We start from the raw sequence: 16,929 nt of genomic DNA, 5'->3' as shown, positions 1-16,929 counted from the left end.
CGGGAGGCCCGCTCAGGCAGTGACCTGGCGGGCCTTCCGCTCCTTCTCCAGCTCGGCGCGGTAGGCGTGGAAGTCGACCTCGATGGTGTGCCGCTTGCTGGCCACGAACCGCTTGCGCAGCGCCGCGTCGTACGCCGCGATCTGGCGCCGCATCTCGGCGTACGACGGCAGGGTCACCCGGCCGGTGACCAGGTCGGCCACCCAGTGGGACTGCGCCTCGGCCAGCGGCATCACCGCGCCGAGCGGCTGCACCAGCCCGATGAAGTAGAGACCGGGCCGGTCCGGCGAGACGACCCGTCGGTAGAGGTCGATGTGGTTGTCCTCGGCCCGGACCACGGTGTCGTCGAGGAACGGGAAGGTGATCTTGTAGCCGGTGGCGTAGACGACCACGTCGGCCTCGACGCTCGAGCCGTCGGTGAAGCGCACGGTCGAGCCGTCGAACCGGCTGATCGACGGCTTGACCGTGATGTCGCCGTGCCCGAGCCGGCTCAGCAGGTCGTCGCTGACCGTCGGATGGGCCTCGAGGATGTCGTGGTCCGGCTTCGGCAGGCCGTAGTCGGTCATCTTGCCGACCGCGATCCGCAGCATCGTGCGCATGCCGAGCTTCTGGACCGACAGCGGGCCGCGGGCCAGCGGCGAGTCGGTCAGGTGGTCGGTCGGCATCCCGAACAGGAACTTCGGGATGATCCAGGCCCCGCGGCGCATGGCCAGGTAGGTCGCCTTGGCCGAGCGGCTCGCCTCGACCGCGATGTCGGTGGCGGAGTTGCCGATCCCGAGCACCACCACCCGCTGGCCGTCGAAGACGTCCGGGGTGCGGTAGTAGTGCGCGTGGATCTGCCGCCCCGGGAAGTCCTCGCTCCCGGGGAACGACGGCTCGGGCCAGCGCGGGTCCCAGTGGTGCCCGTTGGCGACCAGCACGTGGTCGTAGTGGTGGGTGAGCGCCTCGCGGGCGGCCTCGCGCGACCGCACGGTCACGTCGTACCCACCGCCCTCGACGGGCTCGACCTTGGTCACCTCGGTCCGGAAGGTGATCGACTCCCTCAGCCCGAAGTGCTCGACGAAGTCGTCGAAGTAGGCGGCGATCTGCCAGTGGCTGGGGTAGTCGGGCAGGTCGGCCGGCATCGGGTAGGCGGCGTACTCCATCGCGGCGCGGGAGGTGTTGATGTGCAGCGAGCGGTACGCCGAGCTGACGCCGTTGTCGTTGTCGTAGCGCCAGTTGCCGCCGACCTCGGAGCCCATCTCGTAGCAGTCGACCTCGACGCCCGCCGCCCGGAGCACCTGGAGGGCGGTGATCCCGGACGATCCGGCGCCGATGATGCAGGCCCGCGTCGACACCATGACCCGGGAGCCTACCCGCCGGAAACTTCTGGCGAACCGCGTCATGAACTCCGGGCTCGCGCGTTCCCCTAGTGCGGTACATGGGGTGCCGCACTGCGAAGCGGCCCGGTCCTCCGGGCCGCTTCTCGCTGTCCCGGGTGGGATTGGGAGCTCACCGGGGACGGCGGGCCCGTCCGCAGGGGCGTTCTGCCCTGAGCAGAATGCCGCGGGCACCGGCCGCGGCGAGGGCTAGCGTGGGCCCATGGGAGACGTGGTGCCGTTCGTCGTACGCCGTCCGGGTGAGCCGCAGGAGCGGTCCGGCCCGCAGCCGGACGAGGTCGAGCCGCTGTGGCGCGAGTCGGTCGGGCGCGAGCTCCGCGAGGAGCGCCTGGCCTCGGGCCGACGCCTGGTCGACGTCGCGGGCGACGCCGGGGTGTCGCCGCAGTACCTCAGCGAGGTGGAGCGGGGTCTGAAGGACCCCTCCTCTGAGCTTCTCGCGGCGATGGCTGGAGCCCTCGGCCTTTCGATCGCTGACCTCGCTTCGCGCGTCGCCTCCGTGGAGATGTCATCCGACGCCCCTCTCTGCCTGGCGGCCTGACCCGCCGTTCACGGTGTCCAGTCTCTCTGGGTGACAACAGCGTCGACCACCCCGTATTCCACCGCCTGCTCCGCGGTCAGCACCAGGTCGCGCTCGGTGTCCTCGCGGACCCGCTCGGCGGACTTCCCGGTGTCGCGGGCGAGCAGCTGCTCCAGCAGCGACCGTACCCGCTCGATCTCCTCGGCCTCCAGGATCAGGTCGGGAATGGTCCCGCGCCCCTCCGCGGCCGGGGCGTGGAGCACCACCCGGCCGTGCCGCAGGATCTGCCGGTGCCCCGGGGCGCCCCCGGCGAGGAGCACGGCAGCGGTCGCCACCGCCTGCCCGACGCAGGTGGTCTCGACGGCCGGTCGCACGAACTGCATCGCGTCGTAGATCGCCAGCATCGCGGGGATCGAGCCGCCCGGTGAGTTGAGGTAGAGGTTGATCGGCACCTCGGGGCTCTCCGACTCGAGGTGGATCAGCTGGGCGATCACGGTGTTGGCGACCCCGTCGTCGATCGGTGTGCCCAGGTAGATGATCCGGTCGGCGAGCAGACGGCTGTAGACGTCGACCGTGCGCTCGCCACGGTTGGTCTGGGTGGTCACGTAGGGGATCGGGTAGCTGCTCATGCCGGGCCGACCCCCAGGCCCAGCGGACGTCGTACGACGGTCTGGACCTCGTCGATCGAGCTGACCACCGCGTCCACGAAGCCGTAGGCGAGCGCGTCCTCGGCGCTGAACCAGCGGTCGCGACGCGAGTCGCGCTCCACGGTCTCGACGTCCTGGCCGGTGTCCTCGCTGATCAGCGCCAGCACGGTGTCGCGGGTGTGCCGCAGGTCGTCGGCCTGGATCGCGATGTCCATCGCGGTGCCCCCGATGCCGGCCGAGCCCTGGTGCAGCAGGATCCGCGCGTGCGGGAGTGCGAACCGCTTGCCGCGGGTGCCGGCACTGAGCAGGAACTGCCCCGCGCTGCAGGCGATGCCCATCGCCAGCGTGCTGACGTCGTTGGGGACCAGCCTGATCACGTCGCGGATCGCCAGCATCGACGGCACCGAGCCGCCGGGGCTGTTGATCCACAGGTGGATGTCGGCCTTCGGGTCGCGCGCGGAGAGCACCAGGATGCCGGTGCTCAGGCGCTGGCCCATGGCGTCGTCGAGCACCCCGCTCAGCACCAGCGTGCGCTGCTCGAGCAGGCTGCGGGCGAGGTCGTCGTCGACGGCGCTCGGGGAGGTGTGGTGGTCGCTCATGCGTCCCACCGTGGCACCCGTCGTACGCCGGGCCAACGGCGTGCTGCTCCGGGCAGCACCGCCCAGCGCGGATCCGCCCCCGGCAGATCCGCTCCCGGCAGCCCCGAGCGATAGTCCGGCACGTAGGGCACCTCGAGGACCCCCGAGAAGGTGCCGTACGTGCCGGACTATCGCGAGCGGGAGGTTGTAGCGTGCTGCGGACCCGATCGCGCGAGGTGCCCCGATGAACGACCGCCCACCCCTCCCGCCGTTCACGGCCGAGACCGCTGCCCAGAAGGCGCGGGCGGCAGAGGACGCCTGGAACAGCTGCGACCCCGAGCGGGTCTCGCTGGCGTACACACCCGACAGCCGCTGGCGCAACCGTGACACGTTCGTCCACGGCCGCGACGAGATCGTGGCGTTCCTGCAGCAGAAATGGGCCCGCGAGCTGGAGTACCGCCTGATCAAGGAGGTCTGGACGTACGCCGGCAACCGGATCGCCGTACGGTTCGTCTACGAGTCCCACGACGCCGACGGACGGTGGTCCCGGTCGCACGGCAACGAGAACTGGGAGTTCGACGAGCACGGCCTGATGAGCCGGCGGCACGCCAGCATCAACGACATCGCGATCGACGAGGCGGACCGGCTGTTCCACTGGGACCGGACGGCGCCGCGCCCGGCAGACCACCCGGGCCTGACCGAGCTCGGCCTCTAGCCGGTCACCGGTAGGTCACCAGGTCGCGGGCCAGGTGTGAGTGCTCGTTGAAGGTCAGCAGGCGCCGGCCGGTGGAGCCGACCAGCACCCGGCTGACCGCGGAGTTCACGATCACGGTGTTGAAGCGCCTCCAGAGGCGGGGCAGCTCGGCCGCCGTGGCGGCGGGGTCGACCAGCGCGGCGCAGGCGACCGCGATCGGGCCGCCGGAGCTGACCACCACCGTCGTGCCGTCGCGAGCGCAGGCCCGCTCCAGCGCAGCGGAGACCCGGGCGACGAACTCGGGCCACGACTCGTCGTACTCCGCATCGTGCTCGCCGCCGGCCCAACGAGCGGTGGCGTCCTCGAAGGCGCGCTGGAACCCACGCCGGTCGTCCAGGGCTGCGCGCCCGGCGTCGTCGAGGGACTCCAGGCCACGAGCGACGACCCCGAGGTGGTCGAACTCGTTCCAGCCCACGTCCAGACCGGTCTCGAGCGCCCATGCGGCGCCCTCGACCATCGCGGTCGCCGTGTCCCGCTGACGGCGCATCGCCCCGTGCAGCACTGCGACCGGCTCGATCCCCGCGGCGGCCAGCCACCGGCCGAGCACCCGGCTCTGCTCGAACCCCGGCTCCGAGAGCACGTCGTAGTCGTCTGCGCCGAACGACGCCTGGCCGTGCCGGACCAGCAGCACCAGCCCCATCAGCCGACCAGCGCCCGGCAGCGTGACTCGAGGTAGGCAACCGCCGGGCCGAAGCGGACATAGGCCTCGTTGGTGGTCTGGCCGTGGAAGTAGCGGTACCAGATCTGCTGGCAGATCACCCCGAGCCGGAACAGCCCGAAGACCTCGTAGAACCGCCACTGCGTGGGCGTGACCTCGAAGCCCATCTGCGCGGCGTACCAGGCGACGACCTGCTCGCGGGTCCACATGCCGGGCGCTGTGGTCGGCTGCCGGCGGAACGCCTGGAAGAAGTCGTCGTCGTCGGCCTGGATCCAGTAGGCCAGGGCGCCGCCGAGGTCCATCAGCGGGTCGCCGACCGTGGCCATCTCCCAGTCGAGTACGCCGTGCACGCGCAGCCGGTCGTCGGGCGCCAGCACCATGTTGTCGAACCGCCAGTCGTTGTGGATCAGGCACTGCCTGACGTCGGACGGCTGGTGCTCGGCAAGCCAGTCGGTCACGCTGCTCCAGTCGCCGAGGTCGTCGGTCGCCGCCCGAGCCAGCCGGTCGGTCCAGCCGGCGACCTGCCGGGCGACGTACCCCTCGCCGCGACCGAGCGCCGCCAGGTCCGGCACCGCCGCGACGTCGACCCGGTGCAGTCGGACCAGCGCCTGCCAGGCGTGCTCGCACAGCGTCGAGGCCTCGTCGGCGGTCAGCTCGAACGGCAGCTCCTGGCGCAGGATCGTGCCCTCCAGCCGCTCCATGACGTAGAAGTCCGAGCCGATCACCGACTCGTCGCGGCACAGGCCGACCATCTGCGCGACGTAGGGGAAGACCGGCGCGAGGGCTCGCTGGATGGTGTACTCGCGCCCCATGTCGTGGGCGCTCTTGGCCTTGGCGCCGACCGGCGGCCGGCGCAGGATCAGCTCGCGGGCGGGGTAGCGCAGCAGGTAGGTCAGGTTGGACGCCCCGCCGGGGAACTGCCGGACCGCCGGCGTGCCGACCAGGTCGTCGCCGAACGCCTCGGCGTGCTCCCGCAGCCAGGCCGCGACCGCGTCGACGTCGAACGCGTCCTCGTCGCGGACCGGACGGGACTCGTCGGCGATGGTCACGGCCCCAGTATGTCGGGCCGTTCCGGTGCGTCCGAGTCAGCCCATCACGCCGCGGAAGTACGTCGTGAGGGGGTCGTCGGCACTGGTGACGCCGGGCCCGGCGACGTACGCCTTGATGCCGCCGCCGGCCCACGGCTCGACCGTGCTCGGGACCAGGGGTGCCTCGGTCGACGACTGCTTGCCCTGGTGGCCGTACGTGTAGGTGCCCACCAGGGCCACGCATCCGAAGTCCGCGAGGTCCCACCGGGGCGGTGCACCGGTGTAGTGCAGACCCAGGGCCACCCACTGGTCGCTCGGCTTCGGCGGGCATGGCTGGGCGTAGTCGAAGGAGGCCGACGCCTGCTGGAACGCCGTTGCATACGCCTGTGCCTGTTCGGCGGCTTTGGTCGTCGACCACAGCAGACGCCCGTCGCCGTAGACGCAGACCGACAGCCCGGTCGCCGAGGCGTCACCGGTGGGGCCCGGCGCGGGCGCGTCGACGGGAGCGGTCGGGCACCCGTTGCCGTCGACCCGCACCGCCTCGGCGGTCGAGAGGATCTCCGCTCGCAGCGTGTCGTCGCGGGCGAACACCGTGACGCGCTGGGCGCCGACGGCGATCGTCTGCGCGACCTGGTCACCCGAGGAGTCGGTGCCGACGTGCAGTGGCGAGCCGAACCAGACCGCGGCCGAGGTGGTGGGCCAGGCGAGGGCCGACTCCCCGCCCTGGCAGGCATCGCTCATCATCACCGGCCTGCCGACGAACGCCGCGTGGTCGAGCAGCTGGATGCCATCGATGTTCGGGAGCACGGCCGCGACCTGCGCTCCGCACATGGTGACCTGACCCCCGGACGACATCGGCGCGCCGCCCCAGCCCCAGTCGGGCGGCACCCGCACCTGCACCCCGTCGTACGACTCGTAGCGCCAGTCCGACGGCACCTGCCCGGGATCGACCGCGACCTGTCCGTCGTCGCCGCCCGAGCCGTGCAGGGCAGCGACGGTCACGCCGCCGGCCACCACGACCGCGGCGGCCGCGACCAGGGCCACCCACCGACCACGTCGCACGACGTGCCGGTCGCGGCCCGGCGGCGTGGCCAGGTCGGTGGCGGCCGAGCCGGCGTGGAACTCCAGGCCCTCCCGCATGACCTGCTCGAGGGTCGCGTCGTCGTACTCAGGCATCGTCGGCCTCCAGCCGTTCCAGCTCGGACCGCAGCGCCGCCAGCGCCCGGTGCACGTAGGACCGCACGGTCGCCTCGGCGCAGTCGAGGGTGGCCGCGATCTCGGGATAGTCGAGATCCTCGTAGAAGCGCAGCACCACCGCGGCCCGCTGCCGCTCGGGCAGGGCCCGACAGACCCGCCACACCGCGTCGTGCCGGGCGAGCGTCTCGGACACGTCGGGCTCGGACCCACCCCGCACCTCGGCGACCGGCGAGACCCGCCGGCCGAACGCCCGCCAGCCCGACACGTGGGCGTTGGCGATCATCCGGCGCACGTAGCGCTCCGGGTCGCCGGCCCCGCTGACCCGGTCCCAGCTGGCCAGGGCCTGGGCCAGCGCGGTCTGGACGGCGTCCTCGGCCGCGTCGGTGCTGCCGGTCACCAGGTAGCCGAAGCGCAGCAGCGCCGGCACGCGAGCGGTCGCCCACTCGTCGAAACTCGGCCCCGCCACGCGTACCACCATGACGTACTGACGTGGTGCGGGTGCCGTTCGTTGCGTGGGACCGGAAGGAGTTTCCCCGGGTCAGGGCGTCGGGCTCCGGAAGTACGCCGCCACCGCGGCCGACGCGCGCCGCGGGGCGACGTAGGCGCGGATCGCGTTGTCGGCCCACGGGTCGAGGTTGGCGGGCGCGAGCGGCACCGCCGTACCGCCGGCGAGGATGATCCGGCCGCAGCCCGGGTCCACGACGTCCCAGCGCTCACCGCCCGGTCCGGGCAGGCCCAGGGCCACCCACTGACCCTGCGGCGTCCGGCCGCAGCCGGCACGAGACCCCGCCGCCGAGCGAGGGACGGCGGCCACGTACCCACGTGCCGCGCCGGCGGTCACCCGGCCGGACCACTGGAGCACGGGGACCCCGGTGTCCTGGGAGTAGACGCAGACCGAGAGCGACGTCGGCACCAGCCCGGCCGGGCCCCGGCGCGGCTGCTGCACGGCGGTGACCGGGCAGCCGTTGGCGTCGGTGTCGACGACCTCCGCACTGCCGAGGACCTGACGGCGCAGCCGGGAGTCGGCGGAGAACACCGTGACGTGCTGGTCACCGACCGCCCGGGTCTCGGCGACCACGGCGCCCAGGCCCTTGAGCCCGACCCGCATCGGCGAGTCGAACCAGAGCGCGTCGGTCGACGGCATCACGCCGTCGCTGCCCCAGGGCAGGCACCGGAAGGTGAGCACCGCGGGTCGACCCACGAACGGGGTGGCCGAGGAGACGTACGTCGCGGGCCCCACGTCGGGCCCGACTGCGGCGGTCCCGGCGCCGCACGAACCGAGGCCGTTGCCGCCGAAGAAGTCGGCGCGGATCGGCGCGCCGCCCCAGCCCCAGGTCGAGGGCACCCGCACCTGCACCCCGGCGTACGACTCGACCCGCCAGGACTCCGGAACGCTCACCCGGGGATAGGTGATCACCCCGGCCTCCGAGCGGCTGACGTGGGTGATCCAGCCGACCGCTCCGATCAGGGCGAGCACCGCCAGGACCGGCAGCCAGACGCCGCGGGCCGGCCGGGGTCGAGGCGGCTCCACGCCCGCGCCCGGATCGACCAGGTCGGCGCCCGCGGCGTCGGCGAGGGCGGCGATCCCGGCGCGGACCGTGATCTCGCGGTCAGGCCCCTCGGCGGGGAACGACGCGGGCAGGGCGGCCAGCGCCCGCTGCCGCTGGGCCCGGACCCACGTCGGCGGGACCCCGAGCACCTCCGCGATCTCGTCGTCCGGGCGGTCCTCGAGGTAGGTCAGCGCGACCACGGCCCGGCGCCGCAGGGGGAGCGCGTCGAGCCAGGCGACGACCGGCCGCTCGTCGACCTCGTCCGTCGGTGCGCCGACCGGCACGGCCACCCGCCTGGGTGCCGAAGCCGACGCCCGGCGCCGGGAGGGGCTGGCGCCCACCACGTGGCTCCGCGCCCGCAGGTCGGGGTCGTCCGTGCCCGACCCGGTCTCCCACGACGACCAGGCGCGAGCCAGCGCGGTCCGGACCGCCGTGGCCGCGGCGTCGTCGGAGCCGGCGACCACCAGGGCGAACCGCAGCAGCGACGGCGTCCGCGCCGTCGCCCACTCGTCGAACCCACTGGTCACGACACCACGATGCCCCAGCCGGAGGCGGTTCGGGGACGTTGTTGTCCGATCGGCATCTCGGGTCGGGCTACGCCAGCTGGTCCAGCCGGGCCGCCTGGCGGCGCATCTGGTCGACGTAGGCCGCCCGGTCGGTCTGCTTCAGCTCCCACGCCGCCCGCGCGGCGGGGTCGGGCAGGATGACCTCCTCGCCGGCGTCGAGCCCGGCGAGCACCGCGGCGGCGATCTCGTCGGCGGTGAACGGCGAGGTCTCGACGAGGGCAGTGACGACGCCGCCGAGCGCCTCGTCGGCGCCGCGCAGGGAGTCCATCAGGTTGGTCCGGAAGTACGACGGGCAGACCACGCTGGCGCCCACGTCGTACGGTGCGAGCTCGTGGCCGAGCGTCTCGGTCAGCGCGACGACCCCGGCCTTGACCGCGTTGTACGACGCCATCCCGGCGGGGTGCACCAGCCCGGCCAGCGACGCGACGTTGACGATCTGCCCGGAGCGCTGACGCTTGAGCATGGGCACGAAGGTCCGGCAGCCGCGGACGACCCCGAACAGGTTGATCCCGGTGATCCACTCCCACTCGTCGAGGCCGGCCACGTCGATCCGACCGCCCCCGGCCACACCGGCGTTGTTGACCAGGATGTCGAGCCCGCCCCAGCGCTCCTCGACCGTCGCCAGCGCGGCCGCCCAGTCGTCGTCGGAGGTGACGTCGAGCCGCAGCACGTCGTGCTCTCGGTGCTCGACCGGCCCGTCCCGGTGGTCGAGCGGAGTCGAGACCACGTCCGTCGCCAGCACCTCGTCCCCGCGCGCCCGGAAGGCCGCCGTCAGCGCCGCACCCAGCCCGGACGCCGCACCGGTCACCAGCACCCGCCGGGTCGTGTGCCCCTCGACGCGCTCCGGCGCGTCCTCAGGCACACGACCGCTCATCGGGCGGCCTGGTACTTGCCGAGCTCGAGCCTGGCCACCATGCCGCGGTGCACCTCGTCGGGCCCGTCGGCCAGTCGCAGCGACCGGGCCCCGATCCACGCCGCCGCCAGGGGGAAGTCGTCCGACATCCCGCCCCCGCCGTGGAGCTGGAGGGCCATGTCGATGACCCGCTGGGCCATCGTCGGCACCGCCACCTTGATCGCCGACACGTCCGCGAGGGCGTTCATCGGGCCGCCCTGGTCGAGCTTCCAGGCGGCGTGCAGCACCAGGAGCCGGGCCTGGTCGATGGCGATCCGGGCGTCGGCGATGCGCTCGCGGTTGCCGCCGAGGTTGACCAGCGGCTTGCCGAACGCCGTCCGTTCCAGGCCGCGGCGGCAGGCCAGCTCGAGTGCTGCCTCGGCCAGGCCGATCAGCCGCATGCAGTGGTGCACCCGCCCCGGGCCGAGCCGGCCCTGGGCGATCGCGAAACCCTCGCCCGGCCCGGAGACCACGTTGCTCGCGGGGACTCGTACGTCGGTGAACGAGACCTCACCATGACCCAGCGGCTCGTCGTAGATGCCCATCGTGGTCAGCATCCGCTCGACCTTCACCCCGGGGGTGTCGCGCGGCACCAGCACCATCGAGTGCCGGCGGTGCCGGTCGGCGTCGGGGTCGGTGACGCCCATGAAGACGAAGATCTTGCAGTGCGGGTTGCCGACGCCGGTCGACCACCACTTGCGCCCGTTGATCACCACCTCGTCGCCGTCCACGACCGCGGTGGCCTCCATGTTGGTCGCGTCCGACGACGCGACCCCGGGCTCGGTCATCGTGAACGCCGAGCGGATCTCACCGGCCAGCAGCGGCTCGAGCCACTCGCGCCGCTGGTCGTCCGACCCGTAGCGCAGCAGCACCTCCATGTTGCCGGTGTCCGGCGCGTTGCAGTTGAACACCAGAGGCCCGATCTCCGAACGGCCCATCAGCTCGGCCAGCGGCGCGTAGTCGACGTTGCTCAAGCCGACACCGCCGTCGGTGCCGAACCGTGCGGCGTACTCCCCGGCGTGCTCGACCGGCAGGAAGAGGTTCCACAGGCCCTGGGCCCGGGCCTTGCCCTGGAGCTCGGCGAGCACCGGCAGGGGCGTCCACGGGTCACCGGTACGCCGTGCCTCGGCGAGGTCGCGGCGGTAGTCCGCCTCGATCGGGGTGACCTCGGTGGCCATGAAGTCGGCGACCCTGGCGGTCAGGTCCGCGGCCCGTGCTGAGGGGGTGAAGTCCATGCCCCGACCCTAGTGCGGCGGATCGTGCGGCTACCGAGTCGTTGGTCCCTCGACAGGCCGCCCGGTCACGCTGCCGTGGTCGTGACCACGAGCGCCCGGGGCAGCGGGTCCTCCCAGCGGCGCCGGGTGCGCACCAGCCGCACGCCGGACCAGATCAGGCAGGGCACCGCCAGCATCACCGACGCCCGCCAGTCGGGCACGTGGGCCAAGCCGGAGAAGAACAGTGAGGTGACCGTCGTACACAGGGCGAGGCGGGCGGAGTAGCCGACCATCGCTGCCGGCGGGGCCGGCGTGGCCCGGGCAGAGCGCAGGTCCACCGGGTAGGGATGCGCCAGCGACCACCGCATCGAGGCGCCGACCACCTGGAGCAGCACCACGAGCAGCGTGCAGACCAGCGCGGAGAACTCCTGGGCGTTGGGTACGCCGGCCCGCAGCGCGCCGATCGCGATCGTGAGCAGCGAGGCGCTGGCGAGGAACTCGGCCAGCACGTAGGTGCGGGCGTCGAAGATCACCGTGGGAGCGACCGGGAGGTTCTCCCGCCACAGGGCCCCGCGACCGTCGAGGCACCAGGCGTTCACCCCGAACAGCAGCGCCCCACCGGAGGCGACCAGCCCGGGCAGGATCGTCATCGAGGGCCAGGGCAGGTTGCCGAAGATCGCCACCAGACCGGGGCCGATGGCCAGCACCATCATGCCGCGACGCATCGGCACCGAGCGCCAGACCGAGGCGCGGTCGCCACGCACCAGCGTGCCGAGCACCGTGCGCGCCGGCGGTCGCGGCTCGTGCTGGTCGGTCTCCATCCGGGCCTCGTCGCGCGGCATCCGCCGGGCGGCGACGTGCGCGGGGATCGCGCCGAGCACCACGCACACGAGACCGGCGGCCACCAGGCCCAGCACCGTCAGCAACCAGCGCACGGACCAGCCGTCGACGGCACCGTGGAAGACCCCGATGGTCGGGATCCGGTCGAGCAGGTGAAGGCTGTTGTGAGTCAGCTGGACGACCCCGGCGGCCAGGCCGATCAGCACCAGCAGCCCGCGGGTGATCGCGATCCCGAACCGGCTCCGGCGTACCGCCTCCATCGACCAGGCGATCACCTGACCGATCGCGGTGGAGAAGACCAGCCACAGCACCATCACGACCTGGGCCTGGAACAGCTTGCCGGACCCGAGGCTGTAGGACATCGACCCGAGCAGCACCCAGGCCTGGATCATCCACGCGATGTTGAGCGGGGCCAGCACGAGCGCGCCGAGGTGGTCGGTGGTCGGGCTGATCGGGTACGGCGACGCCTGGTCGCGCGAGATCAGCTCGCGGCCGCCGCCCGAGGCGATCGCCGAGCTCATGTTGAGGACCAGCACCCCCGCCATCGCCGAGGGGATCAGCAGGAAGATGTCGAAGGCCTTGCCGGCACCGGCGGCACCGGGCAGGTAGGCGGGCACGATCGCGATCGCCAGGGTGATCACGGTGAACGAGATCGACAGCGTGCGGGTCAGATGCCGGCGTCGTACGGCCTGGGCCCGGAAGCGGAACAGGATCGCGACGTCCTGGAAGGCGCGTCGCGCAGCGGCGACCCGGCCCGGGGTGAGGTACGGCGTGACGGCGGCGTCAGTCGAGGAGAGCGCGGTAGGCACGTGCCCCCTCCTCGCCGGCCATCTCCTCGGCCTCCAGGGAGGCGACGCGCGAGCCGCCGCGCAGCACCAGCACGGAGCCGCAGGCCTGGATGGCGAGGTCACGCAGGTGGGTGGAGAGCAGGATGCACGCACCGCGGGCGCGGGCATCGGCGATCACCTCGAAGGTCGCCTCGACCCCGATCGGGTCGACGCCGTCGAACGGCTCGTCCAGCAGGAGCACCTGGGGCTCGTGCATCGCGGCCAGCACCACCGAGAGCCGACGTCCCATGCCGTGCGAGAAGCCCCCGGTCACCCGGTTGGACACGTCGCCGAGCTCGAACCGCTCGAGCAGGTCGCGGGCGCGGTCCTCCCAGTCGGTGATGCGGCGCAGCTTGGCGCTGAGCTGGAGGTGCTCCCACGGCGTCGCGCGCGGCACCAGGCCGCCCACGTCGGGGCAGTACCCGGTGAGCTGCTTGACCGTCAGCGCCTCGGTACGGATGTCGTGGCCGGCCACGGTCACGGTGCCGGCGGTCGGCGGGACGACACCTGCCAGCACGCGCATGGTCGTGGACTTGCCGGCGCCGTTGCGGCCGAGCAGCGCGGTCGCCTGGCCGGCGTACGCCTGGACGTCGATGCCGGCGACCGCCTCGACCTCGCCGAAGCGCACGTGCAGGCTGCGGACGTCGACGACTGGATCGCTCACCGGCCAAGTCTCGCAGCGGTGGGGGCGATTTGCCCCTCGAACGTCGAGAAAGGCGCGGGGTCGTCGGCTCCACATCGCCGCTCCACCCTTCGGGGTGTGCTCACGCTCAGCCTCTGCCAGAACCTCACGATGGCTCCCGTAATTGGGGGATGTCTGGCTCGGTTCGATGGGTTCAACTCATCCCGCGACTCGTCGGGTCGTGAGCGAAGCTCCTCCCCCCGACGCTCATTCTCTCCACTCGGAAGGCTTTTCCATGTCTCGAACACGTTCAGCGGTCGTGGTCCTGGGGTCGGCTGCGGCCACCCTCGGTGTCATCGGCCTCGGCGCCGGCGCCACGTTCACCGACGCCACCCACAGCGTCCAGAAGATCCAGGCCGGCACGCTCAACATGACGGTCACCTCGCCTGACGGCGCCACCTCGGCCGACGGCAAGACCGTCACGTTCAACGACGCGGCACCGGTGGGCTCGACCTTCGCCACCGCACCGCACGTCGTCACCATCACCAACAACGGCAACATCGCGGCGGACGAGGTCTTCCTCGGCGCCAGCCACACCACGCCCGGTGGCGCCCGCGACCTCGCCCTGCTGCACCAGCTGTACGTCTGCGTCTACAGCCCGCCGAGCACCAACGGCGGCCCGGGCGGCGTCGTCTTCAACGACAAGCTGACCTCCCTCGAGTCCGGTGGTCAGCAGATCGCCGGTCACGTTCCCCCGAACGAGACCGACTCCTACACCGCGGAGTACTACGCCGGCAACGTCACCACGAAGTGCGGCGCCAGCACCGCTCCGAGCCTGACCGACGAGGCCCAGGGCGGCGTCGTCTCGCCGAGCATCGACATCAGCTACACGGGCTGAGCCACCGTTCCCGGTGGGCCGCTCGGGGGAGCGGCCCACCGGGAGCCACCCGGCGGGGTCCGAGGTCCGCGCCGGGTCGACCTGGAGGTACGCATGACCCATCACGCTCGCTCCCGGGGGGCCTTGGTGTCGCGTCTGCTGCGCACGATCGCGCTGGCCCTCGTCGTCCTGATCGCGGTCGGTTCCGCCGTCGCTGTGCTGTCGGGTCGGTATCAGGCCCGCCCGGTGCTCTCCGGAAGCATGCGGCCGGGCCTCTCCGTCGGGGGGATCGTGGTGACCAAGCGGGTGCCGGTCTCCTCGCTCGAGGTACGCGACGTGATCGTGTTCCACCGGCCCGATGTCCCCAGTGAGCTCGTGGTGCACCGGATCATCGCCCTTCACCGCACCGGCGGCGAGACCGTCATCCGGACCCAGGGCGACGCCAACCCGGTCCGCGACCCGTGGCGGGTCACCCTGCGTGGCTCGACCGCCTACCGGGCCCAGTTCTCACTTCCGCTAGTCGGCTACGCCGCGATCTGGTGGCACCAGCCGGCGACCCGCACCCTCGTGCTCACGCTGGCGGGCCTCTGTGCCCTGGCCGCCCTGGCCGTGCTCCTGATGTCGGCACTCTCCAGGAGGCGGACTCCGATGACCGAGCCGCCGGAGTCCGACTCCCCGTCGACACATCGCGCCGGGCCGTCCGACGTCGACGCCGCCTCGGACTGGAGGTCGGAGGACCCGGCGATGGCCGAGACCAGCCGGTAGCTCGGCAGCCACAGGGCAGCGGGGCCGGGCCGGGCCCGCGACCTGATGGCTACGGCGTCCCGGTCGAGGGATCGCCGGAGACGTGTCGGATGGCGGTGCGCCCGTTCGTCGTACTGGTGAGCGCCCCACCCACCGGGGCGCACCCCGACCACAGGAGATGATCTCGATGCCGCACCCGGAGCCCGTCGCTCGCCGCCTCTTCGAGCTCACCGAGCCGATCTCGCTGGTCAACTTCTTCTCCGAGGAGCCCAACCAGGCGATGGCAGCCCTGGGTTTCGGCAACTACTGGGACGGCTACTTCGCGGGCCGCTCCGCTCCCCTCGGCCGGGTCCCCGCCGAGGTGGTCCACGCGGCGTTCTACAACTTCGCCGACGGCGAGGTGGCCCGCCACATCCCGCAGGTCTGGGAGACCACGACCCCCGAGGCGGCGCACTGCGCACGCGAGCAGGGCTGCGTCGCGGCGCTCAACCGGATCCTGGGCGAGCTGGTCGGGACGGCCAGCCTCTCCCGCGCGGCCGACCTCCTCGCCCAGGCGTCGACCAGCGCCCCCACCGAGGGACGGGTGATGTACGCCGGGCTGCGCGCGCTTTCGATGCCCGAGGAGCCGGTGGCCAGGCTCTGGCACGCAGCCAACATGCTGCGCGAGCACCGCGGGGACGGCCACATCGCCGCCCTGGTCTCCGAGCAGGTCGGTGGCACCGAGTCGCATGTGCTCAGCGCCCTCGACATGGGCATCCACCCGGCCGAGACCTTCGGCAGGATCCACCATCTCCCGAAGGCCCGGCTCGCCGCGGTCATGGACGGACTGCGCGACCGCGGCCTCCTCGACGGCTCGGGTCACCTGACCGCTGCCGGGCGCGCGACCAAGGCCCGGATCGAGTCGTCGACCGACGCCCTGGCCGAGGCGCCGTACGACGCCCTGTCGCCGTCCGAGCTCGACGAGCTGGTCGCCTCGCTCGAGCCGATCTCACGGCGGCTCGCCGCCTCGGGGTCGGCATAGACCGCGGCCGGCCGAGGGTTGCGCCGCCTCCCTGGCGAGCAACCGAGGGCGTGGTTCCTCCACCACGACTAGGGCAGGAGCAGCCTCCAGCGGCCCTCGGAGACGACGTCGACGTGGTCGTCGTTCACGACGACCGCCGACTGGTCGTCGAGGACGTACGCCGGAACGCCGATCTCGCCGGCCCAGCGCTCGGCCTCGTCCATGGTGTTGTCCGGGAAGACGTCGAGGTGCGGGAAGATCGAGAAGTCGACGACGCCGAGGGTGCGGTCGTCCGGTGCGGACGGCCACGAGACGAAGTCGGCGCCGATCCGGGGCGTCATCACCATGCTGCCGGCGCTGACCCCCACCCAGACCGTGTCGGTCATCGCGGGCAGCAGATCGACCAGCCCCGACTCCCGCATCCAGTGGCACAGGTAGGTCGCATCGCCGCCGTCGACCAGCAGCACGTCGGCGTCGTGGACCCAGGAGACCCAGCGCTCCCTCTCTATCGTCGGCAGCGCCGTCAGCTCGAGGAGCCCCAGCGACCTCCACTCCAGGGAGGCCAGGCCACCCCACGGGGGCAGGCCGCTCACGAAGCCGCGCGCGGAGACCGGTCCGCACATCGGGTGGCCCCACTGGGCGGTGGGGATGCAGAGTGCGGTCGCGTCGGCCGTGGGCTTGCCCAACAGGTCGACCAGCGCTCGACGGATGCTGGCGTTCCTGACGCCTCCGGACGTGAGCAGGAGCTTCACGGTTTCCCCCTGGGTGGAGTTCGACGATCGGTGTGCGGCCGGACCCATTCTCGAGGCAACCGACGCCGGCTCCCGGTCGTGGCTCAGCCCTTCATCTGCTCAACGAACGTCGTACGTCGATTTCGACGCACCGTCAGGGCTTCTTTCGCCTCCTCGGCCGAACCGTGAGCGGACTGCGCGGACAGCGGTGTGGGCTCCGGCCCGAGCGTGCGTAGAGGACCCTCCACGCTGCAGTAGGCAGATGCCTTCGGGGAGGGGCGTGCCGAGCCAGCGGAGGATTGCCTGTCAA

General features: G+C 72.4%; 18 protein-coding genes. 5 read left to right on the top strand and 13 right to left on the bottom strand.

The window, feature by feature from the left end; translation table 11 throughout:
- Positions 1-12: 12 nt before the first annotated feature.
- Positions 13-1,338, bottom strand: a complete 1,326-nt coding sequence (locus E3N83_RS14990) for a flavin-containing monooxygenase (RefSeq protein WP_151083990.1) — start codon at positions 1,336-1,338, stop codon at positions 13-15.
- Positions 1,339-1,579: 241 nt separating this feature from the next.
- Between E3N83_RS14990 and E3N83_RS14985 the strand changes: the two genes are divergently transcribed.
- Positions 1,580-1,915 carry a helix-turn-helix domain-containing protein gene (locus E3N83_RS14985; RefSeq protein WP_151083989.1) on the top strand — a complete coding sequence of 112 codons (336 nt, stop codon included), beginning with the start codon at positions 1,580-1,582 and terminating at the stop codon, positions 1,913-1,915.
- A gap of 8 nt (positions 1,916-1,923) precedes the next feature.
- On the opposite strand, the gene E3N83_RS14980 is transcribed toward E3N83_RS14985, so the two are convergent.
- The gene (locus E3N83_RS14980) at positions 1,924-2,523 is read right to left on the bottom strand and encodes a ClpP family protease (protein WP_151083988.1); all 600 of its coding nucleotides are present in this window, start codon (positions 2,521-2,523) and stop codon (positions 1,924-1,926) included.
- Positions 2,520-3,140: a ClpP family protease gene (locus tag E3N83_RS14975; RefSeq protein ID WP_151083987.1), complete on the bottom strand. Its 621-nt coding sequence runs from the start codon at positions 3,138-3,140 to the stop codon at positions 2,520-2,522. Before E3N83_RS14975 ends, E3N83_RS14980 begins: the two co-directional genes overlap by 4 nt.
- Positions 3,141-3,363: 223 nt before the next feature.
- On the opposite strand from E3N83_RS14975, the gene E3N83_RS14970 reads away from it, so the two are divergent.
- Entirely contained in the window at positions 3,364-3,834 is a 471-nt protein-coding gene (locus E3N83_RS14970) for a nuclear transport factor 2 family protein (protein WP_151083986.1), read from the top strand.
- 4 nt (positions 3,835-3,838) lie between these two features.
- Here E3N83_RS14970 and E3N83_RS14965 read toward each other — a convergent pair whose 3' ends face one another.
- The 9 genes from E3N83_RS14965 to E3N83_RS14925 form a co-directional block, all read right to left on the bottom strand.
- Positions 3,839-4,513, bottom strand: coding sequence for a histidine phosphatase family protein (locus tag E3N83_RS14965; protein ID WP_151083985.1), 675 nt, complete (start codon positions 4,511-4,513; stop codon positions 3,839-3,841).
- Positions 4,513-5,580 (bottom strand): phosphotransferase family protein, encoded by a 1,068-nt coding sequence (locus tag E3N83_RS14960; protein WP_151083984.1) that lies wholly within the window; start codon positions 5,578-5,580, stop codon positions 4,513-4,515. The genes E3N83_RS14965 and E3N83_RS14960 overlap by 1 nt, the downstream gene beginning before the upstream one ends.
- A 36-nt stretch (positions 5,581-5,616) precedes the next feature.
- A complete protein-coding gene (locus tag E3N83_RS14955) occupies positions 5,617-6,735 on the bottom strand; it encodes a hypothetical protein (protein ID WP_151083983.1) in 1,119 nt (372 codons plus the stop codon).
- Entirely contained in the window at positions 6,728-7,222 is a 495-nt protein-coding gene (locus E3N83_RS14950; protein WP_238342931.1) for a SigE family RNA polymerase sigma factor, read from the bottom strand. Before E3N83_RS14950 ends, E3N83_RS14955 begins: the two co-directional genes overlap by 8 nt.
- Positions 7,223-7,294: 72 nt before the next feature.
- Positions 7,295-8,833, bottom strand: a complete 1,539-nt coding sequence (locus E3N83_RS14945) for a sigma-70 family RNA polymerase sigma factor (protein ID WP_151083981.1) — start codon at positions 8,831-8,833, stop codon at positions 7,295-7,297.
- 67 nt (positions 8,834-8,900) lie between these two features.
- The gene (locus E3N83_RS14940; protein ID WP_238342930.1) at positions 8,901-9,734 is read right to left on the bottom strand and encodes an SDR family NAD(P)-dependent oxidoreductase; all 834 of its coding nucleotides are present in this window, start codon (positions 9,732-9,734) and stop codon (positions 8,901-8,903) included.
- Between the two features lie 8 nt (positions 9,735-9,742).
- Positions 9,743-10,999: an acyl-CoA dehydrogenase family protein gene (locus E3N83_RS14935; protein ID WP_151083979.1), complete on the bottom strand. Its 1,257-nt coding sequence runs from the start codon at positions 10,997-10,999 to the stop codon at positions 9,743-9,745.
- Positions 11,000-11,064: 65 nt separating this feature from the next.
- A complete protein-coding gene (locus E3N83_RS14930; protein ID WP_151083978.1) occupies positions 11,065-12,627 on the bottom strand; it encodes a hypothetical protein in 1,563 nt (520 codons plus the stop codon).
- Positions 12,602-13,309: an ABC transporter ATP-binding protein gene (locus E3N83_RS14925; RefSeq protein ID WP_238342929.1), complete on the bottom strand. Its 708-nt coding sequence runs from the start codon at positions 13,307-13,309 to the stop codon at positions 12,602-12,604. Before E3N83_RS14925 ends, E3N83_RS14930 begins: the two co-directional genes overlap by 26 nt.
- A 253-nt stretch (positions 13,310-13,562) precedes the next feature.
- Here E3N83_RS14925 and E3N83_RS14920 point away from each other — a divergent pair, with 253 nt between their 5' ends.
- The 3 genes from E3N83_RS14920 to E3N83_RS14910 all read left to right on the top strand — a co-directional run bounded on the left by E3N83_RS14920 (position 13,563) and on the right by E3N83_RS14910 (position 15,909).
- Positions 13,563-14,165 carry a hypothetical protein gene (locus E3N83_RS14920; RefSeq protein ID WP_151083976.1) on the top strand — a complete coding sequence of 201 codons (603 nt, stop codon included), beginning with the start codon at positions 13,563-13,565 and terminating at the stop codon, positions 14,163-14,165.
- Positions 14,166-14,258: 93 nt separating this feature from the next.
- A complete protein-coding gene (locus E3N83_RS14915) occupies positions 14,259-14,909 on the top strand; it encodes a signal peptidase I (RefSeq protein WP_151083975.1) in 651 nt (216 codons plus the stop codon).
- Between the two features lie 166 nt (positions 14,910-15,075).
- Positions 15,076-15,909, top strand: coding sequence for an SCO6745 family protein (locus E3N83_RS14910; protein WP_151083974.1), 834 nt, complete (start codon positions 15,076-15,078; stop codon positions 15,907-15,909).
- Positions 15,910-15,977: 68 nt separating this feature from the next.
- Here E3N83_RS14910 and E3N83_RS14905 read toward each other — a convergent pair whose 3' ends face one another.
- Complete coding sequence (locus E3N83_RS14905) at positions 15,978-16,640, bottom strand: Type 1 glutamine amidotransferase-like domain-containing protein (protein ID WP_151083973.1); 663 nt, start codon at positions 16,638-16,640, stop codon at positions 15,978-15,980.
- Between the last annotated feature and the right edge of the window lie 289 nt (positions 16,641-16,929).

Source organism: Nocardioides cynanchi (assembly GCF_008761635.1).
Lineage (GTDB): Bacteria > Actinomycetota > Actinomycetes > Propionibacteriales > Nocardioidaceae > Nocardioides > Nocardioides cynanchi.
Note: the sequence above shows the minus strand (reverse complement) of the source record. Positions and strands in the feature narration are given on the sequence as shown.